Source organism: Actinomycetospora sp. C-140 (assembly GCF_054796175.1).
The window spans coordinates 91,157-116,597 of sequence record NZ_JBTWNF010000021.1 but is presented as its reverse complement, the minus strand read 5'-3'; the positions used below and the strand labels follow the sequence as shown (position 1 = coordinate 116,597).

25 protein-coding genes and 1 riboswitch are annotated in these 25,441 nt (G+C 75.5%); of the genes, 9 read left to right on the top strand and 16 right to left on the bottom strand.

Annotated elements, in window-relative coordinates:
* Positions 1–503 precede the first annotated feature (503 nt).
* The 3 genes from ACR9E3_RS27795 to ACR9E3_RS27785 are packed head-to-tail and all read left to right on the top strand — an operon-like array spanning position 504 to position 4,301.
* On the top strand, positions 504–2,825 hold the full coding sequence (locus ACR9E3_RS27795; RefSeq protein WP_460384085.1) for a heavy metal translocating P-type ATPase: 2,322 nt from the start codon (positions 504–506) through the stop codon (positions 2,823–2,825).
* The gene (locus ACR9E3_RS27790; protein ID WP_460384083.1) at positions 2,822–3,280 is read left to right on the top strand and encodes a DUF4396 domain-containing protein; all 459 of its coding nucleotides are present in this window, start codon (positions 2,822–2,824) and stop codon (positions 3,278–3,280) included. The genes ACR9E3_RS27795 and ACR9E3_RS27790 overlap by 4 nt, the downstream gene beginning before the upstream one ends.
* A 10-nt stretch (positions 3,281–3,290) precedes the next feature.
* On the top strand, positions 3,291–4,301 hold the full coding sequence (locus ACR9E3_RS27785) for an aminotransferase class V-fold PLP-dependent enzyme (protein WP_460384081.1): 1,011 nt from the start codon (positions 3,291–3,293) through the stop codon (positions 4,299–4,301).
* 1 nt (position 4,302) lies between these two features.
* Here the strand turns inward: ACR9E3_RS27785 and ACR9E3_RS27780 are convergent, their stop codons facing one another.
* Positions 4,303–5,778 carry an MFS transporter gene (locus ACR9E3_RS27780; RefSeq protein WP_460384112.1) on the bottom strand — a complete coding sequence of 492 codons (1,476 nt, stop codon included), beginning with the start codon at positions 5,776–5,778 and terminating at the stop codon, positions 4,303–4,305.
* Between the two features lie 45 nt (positions 5,779–5,823).
* Between ACR9E3_RS27780 and ACR9E3_RS27775 the strand changes: the two genes are divergently transcribed.
* The gene (locus ACR9E3_RS27775) at positions 5,824–6,630 is read left to right on the top strand and encodes a M50 family metallopeptidase (protein WP_460384080.1); all 807 of its coding nucleotides are present in this window, start codon (positions 5,824–5,826) and stop codon (positions 6,628–6,630) included.
* Here ACR9E3_RS27775 and ACR9E3_RS27770 read toward each other — a convergent pair whose 3' ends face one another.
* Positions 6,631–7,437, bottom strand: coding sequence for a (2Fe-2S)-binding protein (locus tag ACR9E3_RS27770; RefSeq protein ID WP_460384078.1), 807 nt, complete (start codon positions 7,435–7,437; stop codon positions 6,631–6,633). It abuts the gene before it with no gap.
* Positions 7,438–7,457: 20 nt separating this feature from the next.
* Between ACR9E3_RS27770 and ACR9E3_RS27765 the strand changes: the two genes are divergently transcribed.
* Positions 7,458–7,790, top strand: a complete 333-nt coding sequence (locus ACR9E3_RS27765) for a hypothetical protein (RefSeq protein WP_460384076.1) — start codon at positions 7,458–7,460, stop codon at positions 7,788–7,790.
* A gap of 132 nt (positions 7,791–7,922) precedes the next feature.
* Positions 7,923–9,635 carry a hypothetical protein gene (locus ACR9E3_RS27760; protein WP_460384074.1) on the top strand — a complete coding sequence of 571 codons (1,713 nt, stop codon included), beginning with the start codon at positions 7,923–7,925 and terminating at the stop codon, positions 9,633–9,635.
* Here the strand turns inward: ACR9E3_RS27760 and ACR9E3_RS27755 are convergent.
* From ACR9E3_RS27755 to ACR9E3_RS27725, 7 genes are all read right to left on the bottom strand, one after another.
* Positions 9,596–10,333 carry an urease accessory protein UreD gene (locus tag ACR9E3_RS27755; protein ID WP_460384072.1) on the bottom strand — a complete coding sequence of 246 codons (738 nt, stop codon included), beginning with the start codon at positions 10,331–10,333 and terminating at the stop codon, positions 9,596–9,598. The genes ACR9E3_RS27760 and ACR9E3_RS27755 overlap by 40 nt on opposite strands.
* Entirely contained in the window at positions 10,330–11,013 is a 684-nt protein-coding gene (gene ureG, locus ACR9E3_RS27750; RefSeq protein WP_460384070.1) for an urease accessory protein UreG, read from the bottom strand. The genes ACR9E3_RS27755 and ureG overlap by 4 nt, the downstream gene beginning before the upstream one ends.
* Positions 11,003–11,752 carry an urease accessory protein UreF gene (locus tag ACR9E3_RS27745; protein ID WP_460384068.1) on the bottom strand — a complete coding sequence of 250 codons (750 nt, stop codon included), beginning with the start codon at positions 11,750–11,752 and terminating at the stop codon, positions 11,003–11,005. Before ACR9E3_RS27745 ends, ureG begins: the two co-directional genes overlap by 11 nt.
* Positions 11,749–12,222: a methylated-DNA--[protein]-cysteine S-methyltransferase gene (locus tag ACR9E3_RS27740; RefSeq protein WP_460384066.1), complete on the bottom strand. Its 474-nt coding sequence runs from the start codon at positions 12,220–12,222 to the stop codon at positions 11,749–11,751. The genes ACR9E3_RS27745 and ACR9E3_RS27740 overlap by 4 nt, the downstream gene beginning before the upstream one ends.
* Positions 12,222–14,273 carry an urease subunit alpha gene (locus tag ACR9E3_RS27735; protein WP_460384064.1) on the bottom strand — a complete coding sequence of 684 codons (2,052 nt, stop codon included), beginning with the start codon at positions 14,271–14,273 and terminating at the stop codon, positions 12,222–12,224. Before ACR9E3_RS27735 ends, ACR9E3_RS27740 begins: the two co-directional genes overlap by 1 nt.
* Positions 14,270–14,572, bottom strand: a complete 303-nt coding sequence (locus ACR9E3_RS27730) for an urease subunit gamma (protein WP_460384062.1) — start codon at positions 14,570–14,572, stop codon at positions 14,270–14,272. The genes ACR9E3_RS27735 and ACR9E3_RS27730 overlap by 4 nt, the downstream gene beginning before the upstream one ends.
* A 75-nt stretch (positions 14,573–14,647) precedes the next feature.
* Positions 14,648–15,238, bottom strand: a complete 591-nt coding sequence (locus ACR9E3_RS27725; RefSeq protein WP_460384060.1) for a hypothetical protein — start codon at positions 15,236–15,238, stop codon at positions 14,648–14,650.
* A 110-nt stretch (positions 15,239–15,348) separates the two neighbouring features.
* Here ACR9E3_RS27725 and ACR9E3_RS27720 point away from each other — a divergent pair, with 110 nt between their 5' ends.
* Complete coding sequence (locus tag ACR9E3_RS27720; RefSeq protein WP_460384058.1) at positions 15,349–16,311, top strand: GlxA family transcriptional regulator; 963 nt, start codon at positions 15,349–15,351, stop codon at positions 16,309–16,311.
* Between the two features lie 2 nt (positions 16,312–16,313).
* Here the strand turns inward: ACR9E3_RS27720 and ACR9E3_RS27715 are convergent, their stop codons facing one another.
* The gene (locus ACR9E3_RS27715) at positions 16,314–17,273 is read right to left on the bottom strand and encodes a cation diffusion facilitator family transporter (protein WP_460384056.1); all 960 of its coding nucleotides are present in this window, start codon (positions 17,271–17,273) and stop codon (positions 16,314–16,316) included.
* Between the two features lie 82 nt (positions 17,274–17,355).
* On the opposite strand from ACR9E3_RS27715, the gene ACR9E3_RS27710 reads away from it, so the two are divergent.
* Positions 17,356–17,991, top strand: coding sequence for a class I SAM-dependent methyltransferase (locus ACR9E3_RS27710; protein ID WP_460384054.1), 636 nt, complete (start codon positions 17,356–17,358; stop codon positions 17,989–17,991).
* Positions 17,988–19,577, top strand: coding sequence for a Na+/H+ antiporter (locus ACR9E3_RS27705; protein WP_460384052.1), 1,590 nt, complete (start codon positions 17,988–17,990; stop codon positions 19,575–19,577). Before ACR9E3_RS27710 ends, ACR9E3_RS27705 begins: the two co-directional genes overlap by 4 nt.
* 51 nt (positions 19,578–19,628) lie before the next feature.
* Here ACR9E3_RS27705 and ACR9E3_RS27700 read toward each other — a convergent pair whose 3' ends face one another.
* The 6 genes from ACR9E3_RS27700 to ACR9E3_RS27675 form a co-directional block, all read right to left on the bottom strand.
* Positions 19,629–21,113 carry a sodium:solute symporter family transporter gene (locus tag ACR9E3_RS27700; RefSeq protein ID WP_460384050.1) on the bottom strand — a complete coding sequence of 495 codons (1,485 nt, stop codon included), beginning with the start codon at positions 21,111–21,113 and terminating at the stop codon, positions 19,629–19,631.
* The gene (locus ACR9E3_RS27695) at positions 21,110–22,270 is read right to left on the bottom strand and encodes an agmatinase family protein (RefSeq protein ID WP_460384048.1); all 1,161 of its coding nucleotides are present in this window, start codon (positions 22,268–22,270) and stop codon (positions 21,110–21,112) included. Before ACR9E3_RS27695 ends, ACR9E3_RS27700 begins: the two co-directional genes overlap by 4 nt.
* A 52-nt stretch (positions 22,271–22,322) precedes the next feature.
* Positions 22,323–22,427, bottom strand: a riboswitch (guanidine-I (ykkC/yxkD leader).
* 146 nt (positions 22,428–22,573) lie between these two features.
* Entirely contained in the window at positions 22,574–22,879 is a 306-nt protein-coding gene (locus ACR9E3_RS27690; protein WP_460384046.1) for a hypothetical protein, read from the bottom strand.
* A 97-nt stretch (positions 22,880–22,976) separates the two neighbouring features.
* Entirely contained in the window at positions 22,977–23,786 is an 810-nt protein-coding gene (locus ACR9E3_RS27685) for a helix-turn-helix transcriptional regulator (protein ID WP_460384044.1), read from the bottom strand.
* A gap of 93 nt (positions 23,787–23,879) precedes the next feature.
* Positions 23,880–24,491: a hypothetical protein gene (locus ACR9E3_RS27680; protein WP_460384042.1), complete on the bottom strand. Its 612-nt coding sequence runs from the start codon at positions 24,489–24,491 to the stop codon at positions 23,880–23,882.
* A complete protein-coding gene (locus ACR9E3_RS27675; RefSeq protein WP_460384040.1) occupies positions 24,488–25,393 on the bottom strand; it encodes a cation diffusion facilitator family transporter in 906 nt (301 codons plus the stop codon). The genes ACR9E3_RS27680 and ACR9E3_RS27675 overlap by 4 nt, the downstream gene beginning before the upstream one ends.
* Positions 25,394–25,441: the final 48 nt, after the last annotated feature.

The window sequence follows — 25,441 nt, the reverse complement described above, 5'->3', positions numbered from 1 at the left end:
GGAGCGTCGGTGTGGGCGCCGGTGTGGGGCCCGGCCGCCGTGCCGGGGTACGCCCCGGTCTGCGTGCCCGGGTAGGCCCCGGTGTGCGTCCCGGGGTGGGCGCCGGTGCGCGTCCCCGGGTGGGCCCCGGTGTGCGCCCCGGTGTGCGTTCCCGGGTAGCCCCCGGTGTGCGTTCCTGTGTGCGGCCCCGTGGGCGCCGCGGTCCGGGGCGGGGCGCTGAGCAGGCCCACGCCGCCGCCGGACCGGGCGGCCCCGGGCGCGTCGACCTCTCCGACCGGCGCGCGGTGGCGCGCCGGAGCGGCGACGGGCCCGGCGGAGCCGGACGGGCGGGCAGGTCCCACCGGTCCGTCCGACCCGGACCGCGGCAGCGGCCGGTGCGAGGTCACGAAACAATCACACCACTTCGCTGCGCGTGACCGACGACCCACCCGCGCGCCACGCCGTGGCGCATTGACAGCTATACCCCCCAGGGGTACCAACGGGGAGGAGAGAGGGAGGCCCCGATGACCGCACCGCCCGCGTCGCCCACGCCGGCGTCCGGCACCGAGCACGGCGGAGCCGCCGGCCCGTCGGCCGGCACCGGCCGCGTCGAGCTGGCGATCACCGGGATGACGTGCGCCTCCTGCGCCGCCCGCATCGAGAAGCGCCTCAACAAGGTCGACGGCGTGCAGGCGGGGGTCAACTTCGCGACCGGGACGGCGTGGGTCGACCGCACCGAGCCCGTCGATCCCGCGGAGCTCGTCGCGACGGTCGAGAAGCTCGGCTACGGGGCGTCGGTCCCCACGCCCGCGGTCCCGGGCGGACACGGCGGCCCCGCGGAGCACCCGGCGGACGACACCGCCGACGTCCTGCGCCGGCGCCTGCTCGTGAGCGTGGCGCTGACACTGCCCGTGATCGTGCTGGCCATGGTGCCGCCCTGGCAGTTCACGAACTGGCAGTGGCTCTCGGCGATCCTCGCCGCCCCGGTGGTGGTGTGGGGCGGGCAGGACATCCACCGGGCGACCTGGACCAACCTGCGCCACGGCGCCGCGACCATGGACACGCTGGTCTCGGTGGGCACCCTGGCCGCGCTCGGCTGGTCGTTCTACGCCCTCTTCCTCGGCGGCGCGGGCATGCCGGGCATGACCCACGAGCTCTCGCTGACCGCCGCCGGCGGCCCCGACGCCATCTACCTCGAGGCCGCCGCCGGCGTCACGACCTTCGTGCTGGCCGGCCGGTACTTCGAGGCCCGCGCGCGGCGCCGCGCCGGCGACGCCCTGCGGGCCCTGCTCGACCTCGGCGCGAAGGACGTCGCCGTCCGTCGCGACGGGCGCGAGGAGCGCATCCCGGTCGAGCGGCTGGCGCTCGGCGACGAGTTCGTCGTGCGCCCCGGCGAGACGGTGGCGACCGACGGCGTCGTCGTCGAGGGGCGCTCCGCGATCGACGCGAGCGCGATGACCGGCGAGTCGGTGCCGGTGGACGTCGAGCCCGGCGACGAGGTCAGCGGGGCGACGGTCGCGGTCGGCGGGCGCCTCGTGGTGCGCGCGACCGCGGTCGGCGCCGACACCCGCCTCGCCCGGATCGCGCGCCGCGTGGCGGAGGCGCAGAACGGCAAGGCCGCCGTCCAGGCGCTGGCCGACCGCGTGTCCGCGGTGTTCGTGCCGATCGTCATCGTGCTCGCGCTCGGCACGCTCGCGGTCTGGCTGCTCGTCGGCGCGGGCGCCGCCGCCGCGTTCACCGCCGCCGTCGCGGTCCTCATCATCGCCTGCCCGTGCGCGCTCGGGCTCGCGACGCCGACCGCGCTGATGGTCGGCACCGGGCGCGGCGCCCAGCTCGGCATCCTGCTGCGCGGGCCCGAGGTGCTCGAGTCCACGCGCCGCGTCGACACCGTCGTCCTCGACAAGACCGGCACCGTCACCACCGGCGAGATGCGCCTGACCGGCGTCACCGCTCTCGGCGAGGTCGACGGGACCGACCTGCTGCGCCGCGCCGGCGCCCTCGAGGACGCGCTGACCCACCCGGTCGCCCGCGCCGTCGCCGACGCCGCCCGGGACCGGCTCGGCGACCTCCCCGCGGCCGTCGACGTCGCCGCCCGCGACGGGCTCGGCGTCACCGGCACCGTCGAGGGACGCGCGGTCGTCGTGGGGCGGCTCCGGCTGCTCGACGAGCTCGGCGTCCCCACCGACGCGCTGCGCGACGCCGTCGCCGAGGTCGAGGCCGGCGGGCCGACGCCGGTCGTCGTGGCCTGGGCGGACCCCGGGGCTGCGCTGCAGCCGCGGGGCGTCCTGGCGGTCGCCGACACCGTGCGTGGGAGCTCCGCCGGCGCGATCGCGGCGCTGCACGCGATGGGGCTGCGCACCGTCCTGCTCACCGGCGACCACGAGACCGTCGCCCGCTCCGTCGCCGACGAGGTCGGCATCCCGACCGTGATCGCCGGCGTGCTGCCCGAGCAGAAGGCCGACGAGGTCGCCCGCCTGCAGGACGCCGGCGCGGTGGTCGCCATGGTCGGCGACGGGGTCAACGACGCCGCCGCGCTCGCCCGCGCCGACCTGGGCCTGGCGATGGGCACCGGCTCGGACGCCGCCATCGAGGCCGGCGACCTCACGCTCGTGCGCGGCGACCTGCGCGTCGTCCCCGACGCCCTGCGCCTCGCCCGGCGCACCCTGCGCACCATCGAGGGCAACCTGTTCTGGGCGTTCGCCTACAACGTCGCCGCCCTGCCGCTGGCAGCCCTCGGCCTGCTCAACCCCGTGATCGCCGGCGCGGCGATGGCGTTCTCCAGCGTGTTCGTCGTCGCCAACAGCCTGCGCCTGCGCCGCTTCACCCCCGTCGAGGAGACCCGATGAGCTGGCGCGACGTCTCGTGGTCGGCCGCCGCCCAGGCCACCGCCCACTGCCTCACCGGCTGCGCGATCGGCGAGGTCCTCGGCATGGTCATCGGCACGGCCGCGTCGCTCTCCAACGCCGTGACCGTCGTCCTGTCGGTCGTGCTGGCGTTCGTCTTCGGCTACGCGCTCACCATGCGCGGCGTCCTGCGGTCCGGCGCGGACCTGCGCACCGCACTGCGCGTCGCCCTCGCCGCGGACACGGTCTCGATCGCCGTGATGGAGGTCGTCGACAACGGGGTCGTCCTCGCCGTGCCCGGAGCGATGGACGCGGGCCTCGGGTCGGTGCTGTTCTGGGCGTCGCTGGCCGTCTCGCTCGCGATCGCCTTCGTCGTCACGACGCCGGTCAACCGCTTCATGATCAGTCGCGGGCGGGGCCACGCCGTCGCCCACGCGTACCACCACGCGGATCACTAGCCTCGCGGGAGTGCGCCACGCGTTCGGCACGACGTTCGACGTCGAGGACATCTACCTCAACACCCCCTCGATCGGGGTCCCGCCCGGTCCGGTGGTGGACGCGGTGTCCGCCGCGGTCACCGCGTGGGGCCGGGCGGAGACCTCGGCGCCGGGGTTCGACGGCGTCGTCGCTACGGGGCGGGAAGCGTTCGCGCGGCTCGTCGGCGTGCCCGTGTCGTCGGTGGCGCTGGGCACCGTGGTGTCGGGCATGGTCGGGCTGATCGCGACCTCGCTGCCCGCCGGCGCGCGCGTGCTCACCGCCGACCGCGAGTTCACCAGCGTGAGCTTCCCGTTCGCCGCCGCCGGGCACGACGTCTCCGAGGTGCCGCTCGAGGAGCTGCCCGAGCGCGCCCGCGCCGCCGACGTCGTCGCGGTCAGCGTCGTGGCCTCCGCGGACGGGGCGCTGCTCGACCTCGCGGCCCTGCGGGCCGAGGTCGGCCCGGACACGCTCGTCGTCCTCGACGCGACCCAGTCGCTGGGGTGGCTGCCCGCCGACCTCGCGTGGGCCGACGCCGTGGTCGCCGGCGGCTACAAGTGGCTGCTCGCCCCGCGCGGCGCGGCCTGGATGGCGCTCTCGGACCGGCTCGCCGAGCGCCTGACCCCCGCCCTCGCCGGCTGGTACGCCGGGGGCTGGGACGCGATCTACGGCCTGCCCCTGCGCCTGTACGACGACGCGCGGCGCTTCGACCTCTCCCCCGTGTGGCTCGCGCACGTCGGCGCCGCGGTCGCCCTGCCCTGGCTCGCGTCCCTCGACGCCGCCGCGGTGCACGACCACGCCGTCGGGCTCGCGAACCGCGTGCGCACGGGGCTCGGGATGCCGCCGGGCGAGTCCGCCATCGTCTCGGTGCGCCACGACGGCGCGGCCGACCGCCTCGCCGCCGCCGGTGTGCGCGCGGCGGTCCGCGACGGCGCCGCCCGCCTGGGCTTCCACCTGCACAACACCGCGGCCGACGCCGACGCGGTGCTCGAGGCGCTCGCCTGACCTACGAGCGCGGGTACTGCTGGGGCGCGGCGACGCCGCAGTGGGTGCAGGACTCGGTGGGGAAGCGCGGCGGGGCGTGATCGTCCGGGTCGTCGGGCGGCGTCGCGGCCGTCCTCCGGGGACGCAGCAGCACCGCCGAGAGCACCGCGCCCACCACGAGCAGGCCGGCGGCGATCGCCATCGCGATCCGGTAGCCCGCCGCGAAGGACGGCGGGTCGGTGTAGTCCTGCCCCGAGATGCCGGCGACGGCGGGGATCAGCGCGACCGCGAGCAGCCCGGCGGCGCGGGCGATCGCGTTGTTGACCCCGGAGGCGATGCCGACGTGGCGGTCGTCGGCGGCGTCGAGGACGGTCGCGGTCAGCGGGGCGACGGTGCCCGCGAGGCCGAGCCCGAACAGCGCCACCGCCGGCAGCACGTCGACGAAGTAGGACGCGTCCGGCCCGATCCGCCGCAGCAGCAGCATCGCCACCGCCGCGAGCAGCAGCCCGATCGTCATGGGCCAGCGCGGGCCGATCCGCTGCGCGAGGCGTCCCGAGCGGGCCGAGAGCACGAGCATGATGAGCGTGATCGGCAGCGTCGCCATGCCGGCCGCCAGCGGGCTGAAGCCCGCCACGACCTGCAGCTGGAGCACGACGAGCAGGAAGTTCACCCCGAGCGCCCCGTAGACGAGCAACGTGATGATGTTCGTGCCCGTGAAGCGCGGGTTGGCGAAGAGCTCGCCGGGCACCAGCGGCGCCCGGGCGCGGCGCTCGACGAGGACGAAGGCGATCAGCGCCAGCACCCCGATCCCGCCCGCCACGACGGCGGAGACCGTCGAGCCCTCCTCGCCCGCGGCCGTGAGCGCCCAGGTCAGGGCCGCGAGCCCGGCGACGGCGAGCACCGTGCCCGGGACGTCGAGGTGCGTCGCGGCCTGGGGGTCGCGGGACTCGGGGACGTGGCGCAGTGCGACGACCACCACCACGGCGGCCAGCGGCAGGTTGATGAGGAAGACCGCGCGCCACGTCCACTCGACGAGGAACCCGCCCAGGAACGGGCCGACCGCGCCGGCCACCCCGCCGAGCCCGGACCACGCCCCGATGGCCGCGGCCCGGTCCTCGCCGTGGAACGACGCCGAGATGAGCGCGAGGCTGCCCGGCGTCAGCAGCGCCCCGCCGACACCCTGCAGGGCGCGCCCGGCGATGAGCAGCTCCACCGACGGCGCCAGCCCGCACAGCGCGGAGGCGACGGCGAACCAGACCACGCCGACGAGGAAGATCTTCCGGCGCCCGAAGCGGTCGCCCAGCGACCCGCCGAGCAGGATGAGCCCGGCGAGCGTGAGCGTGTAGCCGTTGATCGTCCACTGCAGCGCGGCGAAGCTCGCGTCGAACTCCGCCCCGATCCGCTCGAGAGCGATGTTGACCACCGTGGAGTCGAGCATCGCGAGCCCCGACCCGAGCACGGTGGTCAGCAGGATCCAGCGGCCCCGTGCGGTCCCCATCCGGATCGTCTCGGCGGCCCCCGCGGTGTCGGTCACGCGATCAGCATGGCCGCCGGCGGGACGCTCGGCGAGCGCGACACCGAGGCGCGACGGGGCACCTACTACCGTGCCCCCATCGTGACGACCGGCCTCCCGACCTCGCTGCCGTCGCCCTTCGACGGCCTCGACCAGCTCAGCACCGGCCAGACGCAGGCCACGCTCGTCATCGTCAGTGGTCTGGTGGCCCTGCTCGTCGTCGCGGTGCACGGCACCTGGCGGCTCGCCCGCAACGTCGTCACGATCGCGCACGAGGGCGGGCACGCCCTGGTCGCGATCCTCTCCGGGCGCACGCTGACCCGGATCCTCCTGCACTCCGACACCTCGGGCGTCACCGTCTCGAAGGGACGCCGCGACGGGCCGGGCATGGTCGCCACCGCCGCCGCCGGCTACGCGACGCCGCCGGTGCTCGGGATCGGCGCGTCGGTGCTGGTGGCGGCCGACGCGATCTCGGCGATGCTCGTCGTCGCCGTGGTCCTGCTGCTCGCGACGCTGATCCTCATCCGCAACGCCTACGGCGTGCTCTCGGTGGTGCTCACCGGCGCCGTGTTCGTCGTCGTCGCCGCCTACGGGTCGGCGAACGTGCAGTACGGCTTCGCCTGCTTCGTGACCTGGTTCCTCATCATCGGCGGTCTGCGCACCGTGATGGAGGTGCAGCGCAAGCGGTCCCGCCGCCGCGCGCCGGACTCCGACGCCGACCAGCTCGAACGGCTCACCGGGGTCCCGGGCGGGATCTGGGTGGCGATGTTCGCGCTGGTCGGGGTGTTCGCGCTGATCGGCGCGGGCCGGCTGTTGGTGGTCTGGCCGCCGGTGTAGCTAGCGGCGGTTGAGCACGCAGTCGCCGCACTTCCCGCCGCCGGGCACCTGGTAGTAGAGGCAGCAGGTGGTGCGCGCGAAACCGAGGCCGCTGGGGTGGTCGGGATCGGCGACGAAGCCCCCGAGCCCGGCGAAGGGCTCCTGGCCGAGCACGCCGCGGGCGAGGGCGAGGGCGGCGTCGTGAAGATCCGGGCGGGCGGAGCCCAGCACCCGGACGGCCCCGCCGAGGGCCCCGGCGGCGTTGCCCCACAGCACGCGCTCGGACACCGACGCCCGCGCCCGCATCGCCGCCACGACCGGCGCGACGTGGTCCTCGGCCAGCGCCCGGGCGACGGCCGCGGCCGTGCCCGGGTCGTCCGGCGCCCCGAGCAGGACGCCGTCGAGGCGCTCCGGGTCGGCCCACAGCGGCATCGGCCCGCCCGGCCAGGCCCGCGCGTGCAGGACCGACACCGGGGAGAGGTCGGGCAGGACGCCCTGGGCGGCCGCGGCGAGCAGGACCGAGACCGACCGCGACGCCAGCGACTGCCCCAGGAGGGACGCCGCGACGCGGCGGGGTGCGCCGAGCCCCGCGGCCACCTGCTCGAGCCGCTGGGCGAGCGGGTCGGCGCCCTGCTCGGGGACGGCGAGGAAGCGCGCGAGCGGTCGCCACGAGGGGTCGGCCGCCTCGACGTCGCGGGTCGAGATCGCGAAGAACCCGTCGACCGCGTCGCACGCCGCGAGAACCGTCCGGACCCGATCGGGCCCGGCGTTCGGGGCAGCACCGGCCCCGGGGATGTTCCTCCGTCGGCCGGTCGTCCCGCTGCTCACGGTGAACCATGCTGGCGGACGTGACCGCCGCGAGCACGGGCGGCCGACCCCGCAGACCCGTTCGGCCCGCCCGCCCCCGCCGTCCCGCCCGGCCTCCCCGCCTCACGTTCTGGGTCGATCGCGGCGGCACCCTCGGCCCGACCCTGCTCCGCTACGACCCCCGGAGCACCGGTGTCCACCGCGGCGCCCGGTTGGGGGTCGACGGTCGGTGGCACGCCAGCACCCAGCCCGAGGAGCTCTGGTGGGCCGGCCGGGGTGCGGGCGAGGAGATCGGCCTCGACGAGGCGCGGCGCATCGCCCGTGCTCTGGGCCTCGGCGACGCCGACCTCACCGACCCCCGCGTCCTGCCGTGAGCCCGGCGATCACGCCCGTCATCACCCTGCCATCACGCTGCCATCACCCCGTCATCACGCCGGGGCATCCACGATCCGTGCCGCGGAGGTCGATGCTCCGCCGTTCGGTCCCGTTCCGTTAGGTTCGTCGCCATGCTCGACTCCGGCGCCCGACTCGCCGCCGCCTTCCTCCCCGCGGGCGTGCCGATCATCGTCGGTCTCGTGGTGGCCCTGCTGCGTCGCCGCGAGCTGCCCGCCGTCTCGGGCCCGGCCATCGCCGGACTCGCGGTGCAGCTGGTCGCCCTCCTGATCCCGGCGTACCTCATCGCCGAGGCGACGCTGCACCTGTCCGGCCTGGCGCCGGAGTCGCTGGCGTCCGTCGCGAGCTCGCTCGGCCTCCTCGCGATCGTGCTGCAGGTGGTGTCCTGGACGCTGATCCTCATCGCCCTGTTCCGGCGCCTGCCGAAGAAGCCCGAGGACCGCACGCCGACCGGCCGGCACGCCCTGGTCGACGACCGCGGCGACCAGGTGATCGCCGAGGCCGGCACCACCCTGCTCCCGGTCGGCGCGGCCGCCGCCGGCGCGGGCGCCGGGATCGGGCTCGGCGCGGCCGCGGCCCGACCCACCGGCCCGCCGTCTCCGGGCATGCCCGTTCCCCCGCACGGCACCCCGCCCTGGGGCACCGGGCCCACGGCCTCCCCGCCGGCCGGGACCCCGTCGCGCCCCGTCCCGTCGTTCCCGATCCCGCAGGTCGGTGACGAGGAGCACGACGACCACACGGACACCGAGACCTTCGCCGCGGTGACCGAGGCCGATGTGGCGCCCGACGAGGAGGTCTCCGAGCCGAGCGCCGAGGAGTCGTCCGAATCGTCGGCGGAGGAGCCGACCGAGGAGGCAGGCGGGCGGCTCCACGACCCCGACGCCGACCGCTACCCCGGCTACCTGCAGGGCGCGGGGCGCGGCGGTGTCGTCCCGCCGCCCCCGGCCGCGCCCGAGGAGGACGAGACCACCGAGTACCCGGGATACGTCCAGGGCGCCGACGCGTCCGCGGACAGCGCCGCATCGTCGGAGGACGCCGAGGACGAGGAAGAAGGCGACGAGGGTTCCGGAGACGCTTCGGGAACCGAAGCATCCGCGTCGGCTCCGGCCGCCGGGTCCGCAACCGGCGCCGCCGGCCCCGCGACGGACGCCGAAGTCCCGCGCGACGCTTCGAGAACCGAAGCATCCGCGCCGGCTCCGGCCGCCGGTGCCGCCGCCGGTGCCGCCGCCGGTGCCGCCGCCGGTGCCGGGACGAACGCCGAAGCCCCGCGTGACGCTTCGAGAACCGAAGCATCTCCGTCGGCTCCGGCCGCCGGGTCCGCAACCGGCGCGCGGCCCGTCTCGGCGGCGGCGACCTTCGTGCCGGGCCGGTCGGCCGCCGAGGCCACGCCCGGCAGCGCCACGCCCGGCAACGCCACGCCCGGCAACGCCACGCCCGGCAACGCCACGCCCGGCAACGCCACGCCCGACAGCTCCACGGGGCAGGACGCCGAGGCAGCCCACGCTCCTGGGACCGACGGGGCGGACGACGACCAGGGTCGCGACGACGCGGAGGACGAGACCGGCGACGCCGGCCAGGCCGCGGATGTCACCGACGACCACGAGGACCACGACACCGACACGGCCGAGGCCGGGGACCACGCCGATGGCGCCGCGGACCCGGACGACGACGGGGCCGAGGCGGCCGGCGGCACGCCGTCGACGCCGCCCGCGCGGCCGGGCACCTCGCCCACGCCGCCGACGTCGCGGGGCGGCCACCCGTGGTTCGACCCGGACGGTGTGGCGGCTCAGGACGCCCGGGTCCCCCGGTCGCCCGAGCACCGCTGAGCCGACAGCACCCCGTCCAGCACCCCGGACACCGCCCGGGGCGTGCCCAGCGCGGTCAGCAGGGAGCCCGGCCCGGCGAGCGGGCTGCGGGCCCAGAGGACGTCCGCGTCGCCTCCGGTCGCGTCGTCGTCCGCGACGTCCGGGCCGGCGCGCAGGACCGTGCCCACCGACCGGGCGCCGGCGGTGCCGCCCGGTCCGGTGAGGGCGGGGTCGGCGCCGTCGAGGTGAGTGGTCGTGACGAGCAACGGCCGGCCGCCGGCCCGGACGTCGAGGGTGCCGGCGACGCGCCCGCCGTCCTGCCCGGAGCGGCCGAGCACGACCTGCTCGGCGACGGTCGCCGCGGCGTCCGCGGCGAGGTCGAGGCGCAGGCGGACGTCCCACACCGCGCCGTCGGTGACGACGGTGGGCTCCGGGCGCCAGACGAGGCTCCCGCCGGAGGCGACGCTCGCGGTCACCACGAACGTCGCCGCGGCGCCGGGCTCGCGGCCGGGCTGCACGACCGTGGCGGCGGCGCTGCGGAGCTCCAGGTGCTGGCCGGGTCCGACGACGACCTCGAGGCCCAGCTCGTCGCCGCCGAGCGGTCCGCCGCCGACCTGGACGAGGTGCACCCGCGCCGTCCCGGTGCGCCGCAGGACGACCGGCGGACGGGAGGTCCAGGTGACGCGCCCGGCGTCGACGGCCAAGTGGGCCGGGATCACGCCGCCAGGGCCCGTGCGGCGACGCGGGCGCGCACCCAGTCGGCGATCTCGGTGACCTCGGGGCGGGTGCGCACCGAGGTCAGGACGGTCGGGCGGCCCTGGCGGACGCGGGCGGCGTCGGCGGCCATCCGGTCGACGTCGGCGCCGACGAGCGGGGCGAGGTCGATCTTGTTGACCACCAGCAGGTCCGCGCCGGCGACGCCCGGCCCGCCCTTGCGCGGCACGTCGTCCCCACCGGCGGTGTCGACCACGAAGATCTGACGGTCGACGAGGCCGTAGCTGAAGGTCGCGGTGAGGTTGTCGCCGCCGGACTCGACGAGCACGAGGTCGGGGTCGAAGCGGGCGGTGAGGTCCTCGACGGCGTCGAGGTTCGCGGTGATGTCGTCGCGGATCGCCGTGTGGGGGCAGCAGCCGGTGCGCACGGCGACGATCCGCTCCGGGTCGAGGACGGCCTCGCGGCGCAGGAAGTCGGCGTCCTCGGTGGTGTAGATGTCGTTGGTGACGACGGCGACCGAGAGCTCGTCGCGCAGTGCCCGGCACAGGGCGGCCGTCAGCGCCGTCTTCCCGCAGCCGACCGGGCCACCGATGCCGATCCGCACCGCGTGGTCGTGGCGGTGGGGCGCGGCCGGCCCGTCGGCCGCGCCCCCGGAGAGATCCGTCTCGTGCAGCTCATGACGCAAAGAGGGCTCCCTCGGCTCGGGCGTGGACGACGGCGAGCACCTCGGGTCGCGGGGTGGTCGCGGCGGGCAGGAGGTCGGGGTCGTCGGCGGCGGCCGCGGCGACGCCGGCCGCGGTGGCGCGCGCGACGGTCGTCGCGGCGTCCTCGAGCGCGCGGGCGTGGACGCCGGCGAGGGCGAGCGGGTCGAGGCCGAGCAGGCGCACGGCGGCGGTGGTGGCCTGGCCGACGAGGTGGTGCACGGCGAGCGCGGCGGCGTCGTCGGGACCCGCGCCCGCGGCGGCCGTGGCGACGCCGAGCACGAGCGCCTGGTGCGGGCGCGCATCCAGGCCGTCGAGCTGCGCGTGGGGCCACACCCGGCGAACCGTGCGCACGAGGGCGCGCCCCTGCGCCCGCGACACCTCGCGCAGCGCGGCGACCGGGGTCCGCGCGTCGATCGCGTCCTCCCAACGCGCCCACCCCGGCGCGCCTGTGGGGAGCGAGGGACGCCCTGACTGCGCCCCACGCAGCGAAGGTGACCCTCGCTCCTCCCCCGCGAGCCCCAGGAGCGCGCACGCCGCGGCCGCGAAGGACGCGGTGACGAGGCCCGTGGTCGGCACGCGGGCCGCGAGGAACGTCGCGAGGTCCGCCGGGCCCGTCACGTCACCGCGGCGCACGGCCTCCTCGACGCCGCCGGAGTGCGCGTGCCCGCCGGTCGGCAGGCGGGAGTCGGCGAGCAGCAGCAGCCCGGGGGCGAGGGTCACGCGCGCGCCTCGAGGTCGAGCAGCGCGCGCTTGCGGTCGACGCCGCCCGCGTAGCCGGTGAGCGACCCGCTCGCCCCGACGACGCGGTGGCACGGCACGACGATGCTGATCGGGTTGCGCCCGTTCGCCAGGCCCACCGCGCGCGACGCCGACGGCGTGCCGAGGGCCGCCGCGAGCTCGCCGTAGGTGCGCGTCTCGCCGTACGGGATGGCGCGCAGCTCGGTCCAGACGCGGCGCTGGAACGCGGTGCCCCGCAGGTCGAGGGGCAGGTCGAACGCCGTCAGCTCGCCGTCGAAGTAGGCCGCGAGCTGCTCGCGGACGGCGGGCAGACCGTCGTCGTCGCGGTCCCCGAGCGTCTCGGGCGCCGGACCGTGGCGGTGCTCGGGCATGTACAGCCCCGAGAGCACGCCGTCGTCGGCGCGCAGGGTCAGCGGGCCCAGGGGGCTGTCCACGACGGTGTGGGTGCTCATCAGAACAAGAAGTACCGCTGGGCCATGGGCAGCTCGCGGGCGGGGGCTGCCTCGACGACCTCGCCGTCGACGCGGACGGTGAAGGTGTCCGGGTCGACGGCGATGTCCGGGGTCGCGTCGTTGCGGGGCAGGTCGGCCTTGGCCACCGCGCGGGTGTCGGTGATCGGCGCGAACCGGCGCCGCACGTCGACGCGCTCGGAGAGCCCGGCGGTCAGGGCCGCCTCGGTGACGAAGTGCACCGACGTCGCGGCCGCGGCCGGCGCGGCGGCCCCGAACATCGGCCGCGAGAGCTCCGGCTGCGGGGTCGGGATCGAGGCGTTCGCGTCGCCCATGCGGCCCCAGGCGATCATCCCGCCCTTGACCACGACCTGCGGGCGGACGCCGAAGAACGCCGGGTCCCAGAGGACGAGGTCGGCGAGCTTGCCCACCTCGACCGACCCGACCTCGCGCTGGAGCCCGTGCGCGACCGCCGGGCAGATCGTGTACTTCGCGACGTAGCGCCGGGCGCGCAGGTTGTCGTCGTCGGCGTCCCCGGCGAGCAGGCCCCAGCGCTTCTTGGCGGCGTGCGCGGTCTGCCAGGTGCGCATGACGACCTCGCCGACCCGCCCCATCGCCTGCGAGTCCGACCCGATCATCGAGATCGCACCGAGGTCGTGCAGGAGATCCTCGGCGGCGATCGTCGAGGCGCGGATGCGGGACTCGGCGAAGGCGAGGTCCTCGGGCACCGAGGGGTTGAGGTGGTGGCAGACCATGAGCATGTCGAGGTGCTCGTCGACGGTGTTCACGGTGTGCGGGCGGGTCGGGTTGGTGGAGCTGGGCAGCACGTGCGGCTGCCCGGCGACGGTGATGATGTCCGGCGCGTGCCCGCCCCCGGCGCCCTCCGTGTGGTAAGCGTGGATGCCCCGGCCCGCGATCGCCGCGAGGGTGTCGGCGACGTAGCCCGCCTCGTTGAGCGTGTCGGTGTGCAGGGCGACCTGGACCCCGGTCTGGTCGGCCACGCGCAGCGCCGCGTCGATCGCCGCCGGCGTCGCGCCCCAGTCCTCGTGCACCTTGAACCCCGAGGCGCCCGCGACGACCTGCTCGTGGAGCGCGTCGACGCCGACGGTGTTGCCCTTGCCGAGCAGCGCGAAGTTCAGCGGCACGGTGTCCAGCGCCTCGAACATCCGCGCCAGCCACCAGGCGCCGGGCGTCACGGTCGTGGCCTTGGTGCCCTCGGCGGGGCCCGTACCGCCGCCGATCATCGTCGTGACCCCCGACCCGAGCGCCTCGGGCAGCTGCTGGGGGCTGATGAGGTGGACGTGGCAGTCGACGCCGCCGGCGGTGAGGACCAGCCCGTTGCCGGCGAGGATCTCCGTCGACGGGCCGATCACCAGCTCCGGGTCGACGCCGTGCATGGTGTCGGGGTTGCCGGCCTTGCCGAGCCCGACGATGCGCCCGTCCCGCACGCCGACGTCGGCCTTGACGACGCCCCAGTGGTCGAGCACCAGCGCGCCGGTGATGACGAGGTCCGGTGCGCCGTCGGCGCGCGGGGCCCGGGACTGCCCCATCGACTCGCGGATGACCTTGCCGCCGCCGAACACCGCCTCGTCGCCGCCCCGCGGGCCGCGGCTGCGGTCCTCCTCGACCCGGATCGTGAGGTCGGTGTCGGCGAGCCGGACCCGGTCGCCGGTCGTCGGGCCGAAGAGGTCGGCGTAGGTCTCGCGGGTCACGCTCCAGCCGGGACCCGCCGATCCGCTGCGCCGGCCGGCGGGGTCGTCGACGTCGAGCCGGATGCCCGGCACCGTGCCCGTCCCGCCGAGCGCGACGAGCGCGACCTCCTTCTCCACCCCCGGCTCGAAGCGCACCGACGTGCCCGCGGGGATCGCCAGGCGCATCCCGGCGGCGGCCTCGCGGTCGAACGCCAGCGCCGGGTTGGCCGCGGCGAAGTGGACGTGGGAGCCGACCTGGATCGGGCGGTCGCCGGTGTTGGCGACGACGAGGTCCAGCGTCTCGTGTTCCTCGCCCCAGGTGACGTCGCCGTCGCCGTGGAGGATCTCGCCGGGCACGCTCATGCGATCGGGTCGTGCACGGTGACGAGCTTGGTGCCGTCCGGGAACGTCGCCTCGACCGCGACCGTCGGCAGCATCTCGGGCACGCCGTCCATGACGTCGTCGCGGGTGAGGACGTTCTGCCCGTCGGTCATGAGGTCGGCGACGCTGCGCCCGTCGCGGGCGCCCTCGAGGATCCAGGAGGTCAGCAGCGCCACGGTCTCGGGGTGGTTGAGCCGCAGTCCCCGGGCCCGACGGTCGCGGGCCAGGCCCGCGGCCACGTGCACCAGCAGCTTCTCCTGCTCGTGGGGGGACAGCAGCACGGGGACCTCCGGCACGGCGCAGGGACAGCGGCGGGACCCCGCACGCTAGGCGCCCCGTGTTACCGGGATGTTGAATCACACGACGAACGCGAGGAGCAGCACCGCCACGCCGGCGGGCACGTCCAGCGCCACGCAGGCCTCGGCGAGCGACGGCGAGACGTCGTCACGGTGGCGGCGCAGGTGCCAGAGATCCCACGCTCCGTGCCCGATGAGGGCCAGCGCCGCGACGGCGAGCCCGGGCCCGGGCGGGACGGTGAGGGCGACGAGGACGAGGGCGCCGTAGAGCACGAGACCGGCCGTCTGGCGGGCGAGCGCCGGACGCGCGGCACCCCGCACGATCCCCACGACCACCAGCGCCACGGCGGCCACGCCGTTGACCAGGATCGGCGAGACGTCGAGCAGCCGGGACGCCACGACGAGCACGGTGCCGACCCCGCACCAGGCCCAGGCCATCCAGGGCCGGGAGAAGGCGGCCGCGGCGAGGTAGCAGGACACCGCGACGGCGACGCCGGTCGCGACGTCGGCGGGACCGAGCGGGCCGGCGAGGACGATCGCGACGGCCGCGAGCAGCCCGACCGCGACCGGCCAGCGACGCCGGAGGACGGCCGACAGGCGGGCGGGGCGGGTGGCGTGGGCCGGGTGGGTGGTGGTGACGTCGGTGCTCATGGCCACGACGATGGACCCGTGACGGATACCCCCCGGGCGTATCCGACAAGCTTGTCCGGATTCCTGCGCACCCCGTCCGGACGGACCGGCCCGGCGCTACGCTGCGGGCCGTGGACCCGAGCGTGGCGGTCGTCGCCTACGAGGACGCGGAACTGCTCGACGTCTCGTGCGTGACGACGACGTTCTCGGTGGCCGGCGACCTCGGCGCCACCCCGCGCTACGGGGTGCGCCTGCTCACGCCGGGCGGGCGGACGGTCACCTGCCGGCCCGGGCTGCGCCTCGAGGCGCACGGCGCGCTCGAGCGGCACACCGCGCCGGTCGACACGCTCGTCGTGGTCGGCGGGATGGGCAGCGACGCCGCGGCGCGCGACGAGACCCTCGTGGCCCACGTCCGGCGTCTCGCCCGTGACGCGCGCCGGGTGGCGTCGGTGTGCACCGGCGCCAGCGTCCTCGCCGCCGCAGGTCTCCTCGACGGGCGCCGGGCCACGACCCACTGGGGCTTCGCCGCCCGCCTCGCGCGCGAGCACCCCGCGGTCACCGTCGACCCGGGACCGATCTTCGTGCGCGACGGGCGCATCGCGACCTCGGCGGGTGTCACCAGCGCGCTGGACCTCACGCTCTCGTTCGTCGCCGAGGACCACGGCCCCGCCCTCGCCCGGCGGGCGGCGCAGGCGCTCGTCACCTACCTCCAGCGTCCGGGCACCCAGGCGCAGATGAGCATGCACGTCGCCGCGCCGGCGCCCGCCGACGACGTGGTGCGCGGCGTCGTCGAGCACGTCGCGGAGCACCTCGACGGCGACCTCGGCGCGCCGGCCCTCGCCGCGCTCGCGGGGGTCAGCGAACGCCACCTCACGCGTCTGTTCCGGGCCCACCTGGACCGCACCCCGGCCGAGCACGTGCGCCGCGCGCGCACCGAGGCCGCGGCCCACCTGCTCGCCACCACCGACGTGCCGCTCGCCCGGGTCGCGGCGCGCTGCGGCTTCCGGTCTACCGAGACGATGCGCACCGCGTTCCTCGACGCGTTCGGCCGCACGCCCTCCGAGCACCGGCGCGCGTTCGCGGCCGCGTCCTGATCTCAGCCGGGCGGGGACCCGCCGGCACGCGACGGCCGCGGGGTCACCAACGGCTCGCACGCCTGCTCGTGGTCGGCGTGCTCGGGCGCCTCGACCTGCAGCGTGCTGTGGTGCAGCCCGAAGCGGTCGCGCAGCAGGGTCGTCGCGCGGTCGAGCACGCCGTGCTCGCCGCAGTCGGCGGTGGCGCAGCCCTCGTCGGAGATCACGAGGTGCGCCGAGACGGCGGGGCTGCGGTCGTTGATGGCCCAGACGTGCAGGTCGTGGACCTCGGCGACGCCCTCGACCTCGAGCAGCACGGCGTGCACCTCGTCGACGTCGATGCCGGCCGGCGCGCCCTCGAGCAGGACGTGCCCGGTCTCGCGCAGCAGCGCCACGGTGCGCGGCAGCAGGATCGCGACGATGACGAGCGAGGCGATCGTGTCGGCGTAGGCCCAGCCCGTCGTCAGCGTGACCGTCGCCGCGGCGAGCACCGCCACCGAGCCCAGCGCGTCGCCGAGCACGTGCAGGGCCGCGCCGCGCACGTTCATCCCGCCGCTGCCGCGCTGCAGCACCGCGAGCGCGACGAGATTGCCGACCAGGCCGACGAGGCCGTAGAGCAGCAGGCCGCCGCCGGGCACCTCCGTGGGCGTGACCAGGCGCTCGACCGCCTCGATCGCGACCCACACGGTGACGCCGAGCAGCAGCACCGCGTTCAGCGCGGCACCGAGCACCTCGGCGCGGCCGAGCCCGAAGGTCCGGCGACGGCTCGGGGGGCGGGCCGCGAGCGCCGAGGCGGCGAGCGCGGTGGCGAGGGCGACGACGTCGGTGCCGACGTGCCCGAGGTCGGCGAGCAGGGCCAGGGAGCCGGTGACGATCGCCCCGACGGCGCCCACCACGAGGACCAGGGCGGTGATGCCGAGCGCGAGCCCGAGCCGGCGACGGTCGTCGCCGCCGTGGCCGCCATGACCGTGTCCGTGTCCCACGCCCCGGACAATACATGCAGAGATTCGCATACGGCGGCCGGTGTGCGGCGTGCCTCGGTCGCGCCGGTCCTAGAGTGTGCCGGTGCCCGAGAACCCTTGGCTCGCCGTCACCGGCGGGACCGCCGGACCGGGGTACGCCCAGCGGTTCGCCGCGCTCGAGGCGCAGGGCGAGGACCTGCACGGGGAGGCCCGGCGCGTCCACGCCCTGCTCGGCGAGCGGCCCTCCGACGTCCTCGACGCGGGGTGCGGGACCGGGCGCGTCGCGATCCACCTCGCCCGCCTCGGGCACCGCGTCGTGGGCGCCGACCTCGACCCCTCCATGCTCGCCGAGGCGCGCGCCGCGGCCCCCGGCGTCGAGTGGCACCTCGTGGACCTGGTCGACCTGCACCTCGGACACCCGGTCGACGCCGTCGTCGCCGCGGGCAACCTGTGGCCGCTGCTGACGCCGGGAACCCACGCGCGCGTGGTCGCCGTCCTCGCCCGACACCTGCGTCCCGGAGGGCTCCTCGTCGCCGGGTTCGGGCTCGACGCCGCGCACGTGCCGTTCACGCTGCCCGAGGGCGTCGCCTTCCCGACGCTCGAGGACTACGACACCGCCTGCCACGAGGCCGGCCTCGTCCGCACCCACCGCACCGCCGACTGGGACGGCGCCGAGGCCTACGCCGGCGGGGGCTACGCGGTCAGCGTGCACGCCCGGCCCGGAGGGACCGCGCCGTGACCGAGACCGACCCGCGCGCCCTCCTGCTCGTCTTCGTCCTCGCGCTCGCCGTCACCGCCGTCGCGCGCCGGTTCTCGCTCTCGGCGCCGCTGCTGCTCGTCGTCGTCGGGCTCGCGGTCTCCTTCGTGCCCGGCATGCCGGCGGTGCCCCTCGACCCCGACCTCGTGCTGTTCCTCGTGCTCCCGCCGCTGCTCTACTCGGCCTCGCTGGAGAGCTCGACGCTGCGGCTGCGGGAGAACATCAAGCGGATCAGCCAGCTGGCGGTCGGGCTGGTCGTGTTCTCCACCGCGGTGGTCGGCGTGGCCGCGTGGTTCCTCGTGCCCGAGCTGCCGCTGGCGAGCGCCCTCGTGCTCGGGGCGGTCGTCGCACCGCCGGACGCGGTGGCGGCCGCGTCGATCGGCCGCAGGCTCGGCCTCCCCCGGCGGATCATGGCGATCCTCGAGGGCGAGAGCCTGCTCAACGACGCGACCGCCCTGACCCTGTTCCGGGTGCTCCTCGCGGCCGCCATGTCGACGACCACGGTCAGCACCGGGGCGACCGTCCTCGAGGGGCTCGGGGAGTTCGCGCTCGCGGCCGTCGGCGGGGTGCTGATCGGCGCGGGCGCGGGCTGGCTGTTGCACCAGGTGCGGCTGCGGCTGCACGACGGCGTGCTGGAGAGCTCGGTCGGCCTGCTCGTGCCGTTCGTGATCTACCTGCTCGCCGAGGAGCTGCACACCTCCGGGGTGCTCGCCGTCGTCGTCGCCGGGCTCTACCTCGGGCACAAGGCCACCGAGGCCGGCTACGCCACGCGGCTGCAGGACCAGGCGGTGTGGAAGGCGCTCGACACGCTGCTCGAGGCGCTGGTGTTCGGCCTCATCGGGCTCCAGCTGCGCATCGTCGTCGACGGCCTCGGCACCGACGCCGGCCGGATCCTGCTGGTCTCGCTCGCCCTGCTCGTCGTGACGATCCTGGCCCGGTTCGTCTTCGTGTTCCCCACGATCTACCTGTCCCGGCTGATCCCCCGGGTCCGGCGGCGGGGTCCCGCGCTGTCCTGGCGCGGCCCGTTCGTCATCTCGTGGGCCGGGATGCGCGGGGTGGTCACGCTGGCGGCCGCCTTCGCCATCCCCGCGGGGGCCGGCGGCATGCCCGGGCGCGACGTCGTCGTGTTCGCGGCCTTCGTCATCACCGTGGGGACGCTGCTGGTGCAGGGCCTCACCCTGCCCGCGCTGATCCGCCGCCTGCACGTCCGCGACCAGGGCGGCCAGCGCGACGTCCTCGACGAGGCCGCGGTGAAGCAGGCGGCCGCCGAGGCCGCCATCGCGCGCCTCGACGACCTCGCCGACGACGGCACCCCGGCACACGTCACCGAACAGCTGCGCACGTGGGCGCAGCACCGCTCGAACGGCGCGTGGGAACGCCTCGGGCGCTCCGACGACGAGATCGGCGAGGCCCCGTCGGTCGCGTTCACCCGGCTGCGCCGGGAGATGCTCACCGCCGAGCGCGCGACGTTCGTGCGCTTCCGCGACATGGGTCGGATCGACGAGGGCATCCTGCGCGACATGCTCCGCGAGCTGGACTACGAGGAGGCCATGCTCGACCGGGGATAGGTGCCCTGCGGGCTCGTGAGCACTTCGGAGTGCCAGAGCACTCCGAACTGCTCACGTGCCAGCAGGCACCAGGTCCTCCCGGCGGCTCAGGACCGCGGGTTCGCGGGCCGGGCGCAGGAGCGCGACGACGACGAAGGCCAGCAGCGACGCCGCGAAGCCGAGGAAGGTCGGGTAGCCGTCGAAGCCGGGGCCGACGAGGTCGTTCGGCACGTAGAGCAGCGTGTTGTCCGCGCCGAAGATCGTCGGGGTCAGCGCGAAGAGCGTCAGCCGCACGACGAGGCCCACGACGATCGCCGCGACCGCCGCCGCCCGCGTCGCCCGCCGGGGCCACCAGTGCCCGGCGACGAAGGGCACGAGCAGGCACGCGAGCAGCAGGTCGAACGCGAGCGTGAGCAGGATGCCGGTCTGCGGGACCTGCAGCGCGAACAGGATCGACACCCCCACCACCGGCAGCATGGTCGCGCGCACCGCGCGCAGCAGCGGGTCCGTCCGCGACGAGCCGGTGCCGATCGACGGGTCGCGCAGGCCCCGGATGTTGCGCACCGCGACCGACGCCGTGCCGAGGATGACGCCGTTGGCCGTCGAGCACGACGCCGCCACGATCGCCGAGAGCACGAGGATCGCCAGCCACGCCGGCGCGAACTGCCCGAGCAGCGTGAACAGGATCGGCGTCTCGGCGTCCGGCCCGAGCGCGCTGCCGACCGCGAGCGCGACGAGGGCGTAGCAGATCCCGACGGCGGCGGTGAGGACCGCGGCGGTGAAGCACGCGTTGCGAGCCGTCCGCGGGGAGCGCGCCGAGAAGATCCGCTGCATGAAGTCGATGGCGACGATGTCACCGATGCCCAGCGAGATCAGCGTCGCCCAGTTGATCGGCGCACCGCCGGCGGCCGTCGTCAGCTGCTCGAGGTCGAACGGCCCCGTCCCCGGCGCGGCGGAGAGCCCGAAGTGCACCGTGGTCCACACCAGCAGCGACAGCGACCCGACCACGGTGATCACCATCTGGATCAGCGCGGTCCAGGCGTCGGAGAACATCCCGCCCGTGATCGTGTAGGCCAGGACGACGGCGACGATGATCAGCACGCCCACGGTGTAGGACGTGCCCAGGAACCGCTCGAAGAGGTAGCCGCCCGCCACGAGGTTGCCCGCGAGCAGGATGCAGAAGCTCGCGATCATCAGCACCGAGGCCGTGACCTCGACGCCGCGGCCGTAGATCTGGCGGTAGAAGTCGGGCAGCGTGAACAGGCCCATCGCGTTCATGCGCGCCGCGAAGAACAGCCCCGTGATCAGCAGGCACAGCGACAGCCCGAGCGGGAGCGAGGCACCCGCCCAGAACCCGAGCGAGAAGCTCAGGTCCATGTTGCCCAGCGTCGCGTTCGAGTCGACGGCCTGGCCCATCAGCCCGGCCGCGGACAGCGGCAGGAGCAGCGAGCGGCCGGCGACGAGGAAGTTGGTCGAGTCGCCGTCCACGCGCCGGGCCACCAGGAGCCCCACGGCGACGACGATGACGACCCCGATCGCCACTCCGACAATGATCATGACCCGCTCCCCTTCGGCAGGTGCCCGGAGCGCACGAGGCACCCGAGCGTGTCGCAGATGACGCGGCACGCGATCAGCGCGGTGATCTCGGCGTTGTCGTAGGGCGGGGAGCACTCGACGATCTCGATCCCGGCCAGTGGGCGGGCGTCGGCGATGAGCTGGATGAACTTCAGGACCTCGCGGGGCAGGAACCCGCCGGGCTCGGGCCAGCCGGTCCCGGGCACGAACGCGGCGTCGAGGCAGTCGACGTCGAACGACAGCCACACCGCGTCGGCGCCGTCCCAGGCCACCTCGAGGGCCCGTTCCGCGGCGGCCTCGATGCCCATCTCGACGCAGTCGGTGACCGTCATGATCGTCGTGCCGCGGTCGCGGCCGACCTCGACGCCGGGCCGCGGCGCCTGCCAGCCGCCGATGCCGATCTGGACGAGGTTCTCCGGCGGCACGTTCGGCAGGTCCGTGGCGTGGAACCACGGGGTCGTGTGCATCCGCTCGTCGAGGTCGGTCTCCTGCGTGTCGACGTGGCGGTCGAAGTGGATGATCCCGAGCTTGCCGTCGCCGAGGTTCTCGGCGACGCCGCGGCTGGTCGGGTAACCGATGGAGTGGTCGCCGCCGAGCACCACGGGGAACGCCCCGGACGCGTACACGTGGCTGACGGCCTTGGTGATCTGGTCGAACGTCTTCTCGATGTTCGCCGGGATCGTGAAGATGTCCCCGACGTCGCACATCGTGATCGACTCGCGCAGGTCGACGCCGAGCTCGAACGAGTAGGTGCCGTAGAGCAGCGAGATGTCGCGGATGCCCTTGGGCCCGAACCGCGTCCCGGGCCGGTAGGTCGTACCGCCGTCGAACGGTGCGCCGACGATCGCGACGTCGTACTCGCCGCACCGGCGCACGTCCTCGACGAACGGCGCCTTCATGAACGTCGGGATGCCGGCGAAGTGGGGCAGCTCGCCGCGGGAGAACAGCGGGATCGTGCGGTCGACCACCGAGTCGGCGGCCTCGAGGCCCATCTGCAGGCCGCGGGCGATCTCGGCGTCGCGACCTGCGTGGCCCAGCGTGGCCTCGACCTCGACGGCGCGGGCGGCCTCGGGGCCGTGGCGCGGGGCCTTCCGGGGCGGGCCGCCGTGGGGGGCGGGGAGGGACGGGGCGATCTGCACGGGCGACTCCCGGGGTCGCCGGCCGCCTCACCGAGACGACCGGACGTCGGTCATCTCCCGGGCTTTTCTCCCGCCGTGGAGCACCGGGGCGCGCCCGGTGCCTGCGTCTCTCGGACCAGCCCCGGCCGGAGCCGGCGGAACCCTAGACGCGCCCCACCGCGTGGTGGGTCGCCGACGAGTGAAGGGCGTGTGTGTTGCCCCGCCGCGTCGGCGGCGTTGCGATCGTGTGCCCTCCGGGCATGTGAGCACTTCGGAGTGCTCGGGCACTCCGAAGTGCTCACGTGCGCCGGAGGCGCACCCGCCTCAGACCTCGGTCTTGAGGATGCAGATCGCGAGGTGGGCGGCCTCGACGGACTCCCGGGCCGCCCCTCCGAGGCCCGGGTCCGCCGCGGCCGCCACGCGCGCACTGTCCGCGGCCTGTTCCAGCTCGATCACGGCGTCGCGGGCGTTCTCCGCGCCGTCGGCCTTCGCCCCCTTGCTGTCGAACTCCCCGACCACCGCGACCGTGACGACGGACGCGCCGCTGTCGGCCTGCACGTCGCGCAGGGCCTCGGCGATCTTGGCGCGCACCTCGTCGAGGCGGCTGTGGATGTCGGTGGTGGCGAGCATGGGTCCTCCCCTGGGTGGTGGTGACGACGCGAAGCGGACGACCGCATCGCGCTCGACCCATTGGCGGAGGATCGTGACGAGCGCGACAGGGCGGGAACTACGTACGCACCAGCCCCGGCGGCGGGAGCAGGCCGATGAGCTGGGCGCGCTGCACCGCCGCCAGCCGGTCGGCGACACCGAGCTTCGTGTAGATGCGCTGCAGGTGCTTCTGCACCGTCCGCTCCCCCACCGCGAGCCGTCGCGCGATGGCCCGGGCGGTGCCGCCGGCGGCGAGCAGGTCCAGCACGGCGCTCTCGCGCGGCGTCAGCCCCACCTCGCCGGCCACCGGGATCGCGTGGGCACCGGTGCGCGCCGACCAGCGGGCGTGCGCGGCGATCTGGCGGTCGAGGCCGATGAGGACCCGCTGCACCCTTCCCAGCAGCGCCATCTCCTCCGCGGCATAGGCGTCGCACCGCCCGACGAGGAACGACCGGTTCGTCCGCGGTCCGAGCCGCAGGGGCATCGAGACCTGGGAGACGACGTCGGCGCCGAGCAGGTCGTCGCAGACCACACGCCAGCGTTCCTGCACGCGGCGACCGGCGAAGCGCTCGGGCACGTCGGCCACCTGCATCACCTCGCACCGGCCGGTCGCGAGGTAGAAGCGCAGGAGCGGATGCTCACGGAAGGCGTTCTCGGCGCTCCATCGCTCGACCTCCGCGCGGTACCCGCCGTAGAGGTCCGCCGGCGCCGACACCTGCTCGATCGGTTCGGCACCCTCCTGCGTGTAGAACACGGCGGCCGGGGCCTCGAAGCTCGCCGCGAGCAGCGAGAGGATCTCGGGTGCCGGCCAGCCGATCAGTGGACGTCCGACCATGTCGGCGACGAGGTCCAGCCACTTCTCGTGCGCGTGCTCGAGCCCTGACCCCATCGCTCGACTCCGTCGCCGACATCCCCTTGCGCGGGAGGATCCACCCACAGCGACGCGAAGCGCACGAAAGCTCACCTGTCCGGCGGTGAGCTGTCACTCGGTCGGAGCAGCCTCCCGCAGGCGCACCTCCACCGGCATCGCGAGCAGCGCGTCGAGGGCCTTGCTGCGCCGCTTGACCGGCAGCCGGGCGAAGAACAGCGAGTCCAGCGGGTACCAGAGCCCGACCCAGGCGATGACGAGGAAGACGCCGTTGCCCAGCAGGTTCTGGAAGAACTCCGGGACGTCCGGGGCGAGGAAGTCGGTGGAGAAGAGCAGGCCGACTCCGAAGAGCGGGATGCCCGGACGCAGCGAGGCGACGCCGAGACGCCGCATGACGTCCTGCTCCCGCTCGTCGCCCTCGATGCCGCGGCGGCACCAGCGGTGCAGGGCCGTGGTCAGGCGCGCCGTGACGGTCTCGAGGTCCTCCGCCGCGGTGCTCGCGGGCAGCGTGAGCACCACGCGGTCGCCGCGCCGCGACTGGCGCCGGCGCGCCAGGACCTCGTCGAGCAGCTCCTGGGCCCCCGGCACGATCCGCGCGTCGTCGCCGTCGGGCTCGAGCAGCGCGGCCGGGTCGACCGTCAGCAGATCCTCGGGCCGGCGCAGGTGCACGACCAGGTCGCGGCGCACCGTCCTGTCCGCGCTCGCGGTACCCACCTCGGGGCTCACAGCGCCCACCGCCGCTCGGTCGTGAACGCGACGACCACCGAGCGCTCGTAGCCGAGCGCCGCGAGCCGCTCGTGCAGGGCCTGCCGGACCACGTCCCCGTCGGCCACCGTCCGCACCGTCGATCCCTCCCCCACCACGTAGTCCACCTCCACGTCCACCCGGCCCCCGACCTTCGAGGCCCGCAGGAACGACTCCGCGAGCCCGAACTGCTCGCGCACCTCCTCGACGGCCGCGGTCAGCGCCGCCTGGGTCTCGGCCGGCGGGGACATCTCGAGGATCTCCCGCATCCCGCCGCCGACCAGGCGGGCGGGCACCCGCAGGAACGCCAGCGACACGATGACCACCATCGCCGGGTCGACGTACGCGGCGAGGTCGGGGTGACCGGAGGCGACGAGCACCGCCGCGATCACGAACCCGACCAGCACCCCGACCGAGAGCAGGGTGTCGCCCAGCCACTCGGCCGCCTCGGCCCGGACGAGGTCGGAGCGCCCACCGCGGCGCATGAGGACCGTGACGACGATCCCGGCGGCCGTCGCGACGACGGCGTAGGCCAGCGCCCAGCCGGTGGAGACCTCGCGGCCGCCGGCGAGCAGGTCGGCCACCGCGCCGACGACCGCGTAGACGCACAGCGCCCCGAGCGCGACGGCCTTGACCACCACGACGACGGGCTCCCACATCTCCCGGCCCCACGGGTAGCGCTCGTCGGCGCCCTGCTGCGAGGTGCGCAGGGCGAGCACGGCCAGCATCGAGAGCCCGATGCTCGCGAACGAGTAGAGGCCGTCGAAGACGATCATCGACGAGCCGCTCAGCACGCCCCACACCGACGAGAGCACGGCGAAGGCACCCGACGCCCACACCGAGAGCAGGAGCAGTCGCCGGTCCCGGTCGACGGTGTCCACCACGCCGATGATCGTGGTCGACGCGGGCGGCCACGTCGAGACGGTCGATCA

What these genes read in the sequence shown, in the direction of transcription:
- ACR9E3_RS27685 (WP_460384044.1), bottom strand. Translation starts at nt 23,786, where the DNA reads ATGGGGTCAGGGCTCGAGCACGCGCACGAGAAGTGGCTGGACCTCGTC.
- ACR9E3_RS27795 (WP_460384085.1), top strand. Translation starts at nt 504, where the DNA reads ATGACCGCACCGCCCGCGTCGCCCACGCCGGCGTCCGGCACCGAGCAC.
- ACR9E3_RS27760 (WP_460384074.1), top strand. Translation starts at nt 7,923, where the DNA reads ATGCTCGACTCCGGCGCCCGACTCGCCGCCGCCTTCCTCCCCGCGGGC.
- ACR9E3_RS27725 (WP_460384060.1), bottom strand. Translation starts at nt 15,238, where the DNA reads ATGAGCACCGACGTCACCACCACCCACCCGGCCCACGCCACCCGCCCC.
- ACR9E3_RS27780 (WP_460384112.1), bottom strand. Translation starts at nt 5,778, where the DNA reads ATGGGGACCGCACGGGGCCGCTGGATCCTGCTGACCACCGTGCTCGGG.
- ACR9E3_RS27690 (WP_460384046.1), bottom strand. Translation starts at nt 22,879, where the DNA reads ATGCTCGCCACCACCGACATCCACAGCCGCCTCGACGAGGTGCGCGCC.
- ACR9E3_RS27740 (WP_460384066.1), bottom strand. Translation starts at nt 12,222, where the DNA reads ATGAGCACCCACACCGTCGTGGACAGCCCCCTGGGCCCGCTGACCCTG.
- ACR9E3_RS27735 (WP_460384064.1), bottom strand. Translation starts at nt 14,273, where the DNA reads ATGAGCGTGCCCGGCGAGATCCTCCACGGCGACGGCGACGTCACCTGG.
- ACR9E3_RS27790 (WP_460384083.1), top strand. Translation starts at nt 2,822, where the DNA reads ATGAGCTGGCGCGACGTCTCGTGGTCGGCCGCCGCCCAGGCCACCGCC.
- ACR9E3_RS27775 (WP_460384080.1), top strand. Translation starts at nt 5,824, where the DNA reads ATGGCCGCCGGCGGGACGCTCGGCGAGCGCGACACCGAGGCGCGACGG.
- ACR9E3_RS27700 (WP_460384050.1), bottom strand. Translation starts at nt 21,113, where the DNA reads ATGATCATTGTCGGAGTGGCGATCGGGGTCGTCATCGTCGTCGCCGTG.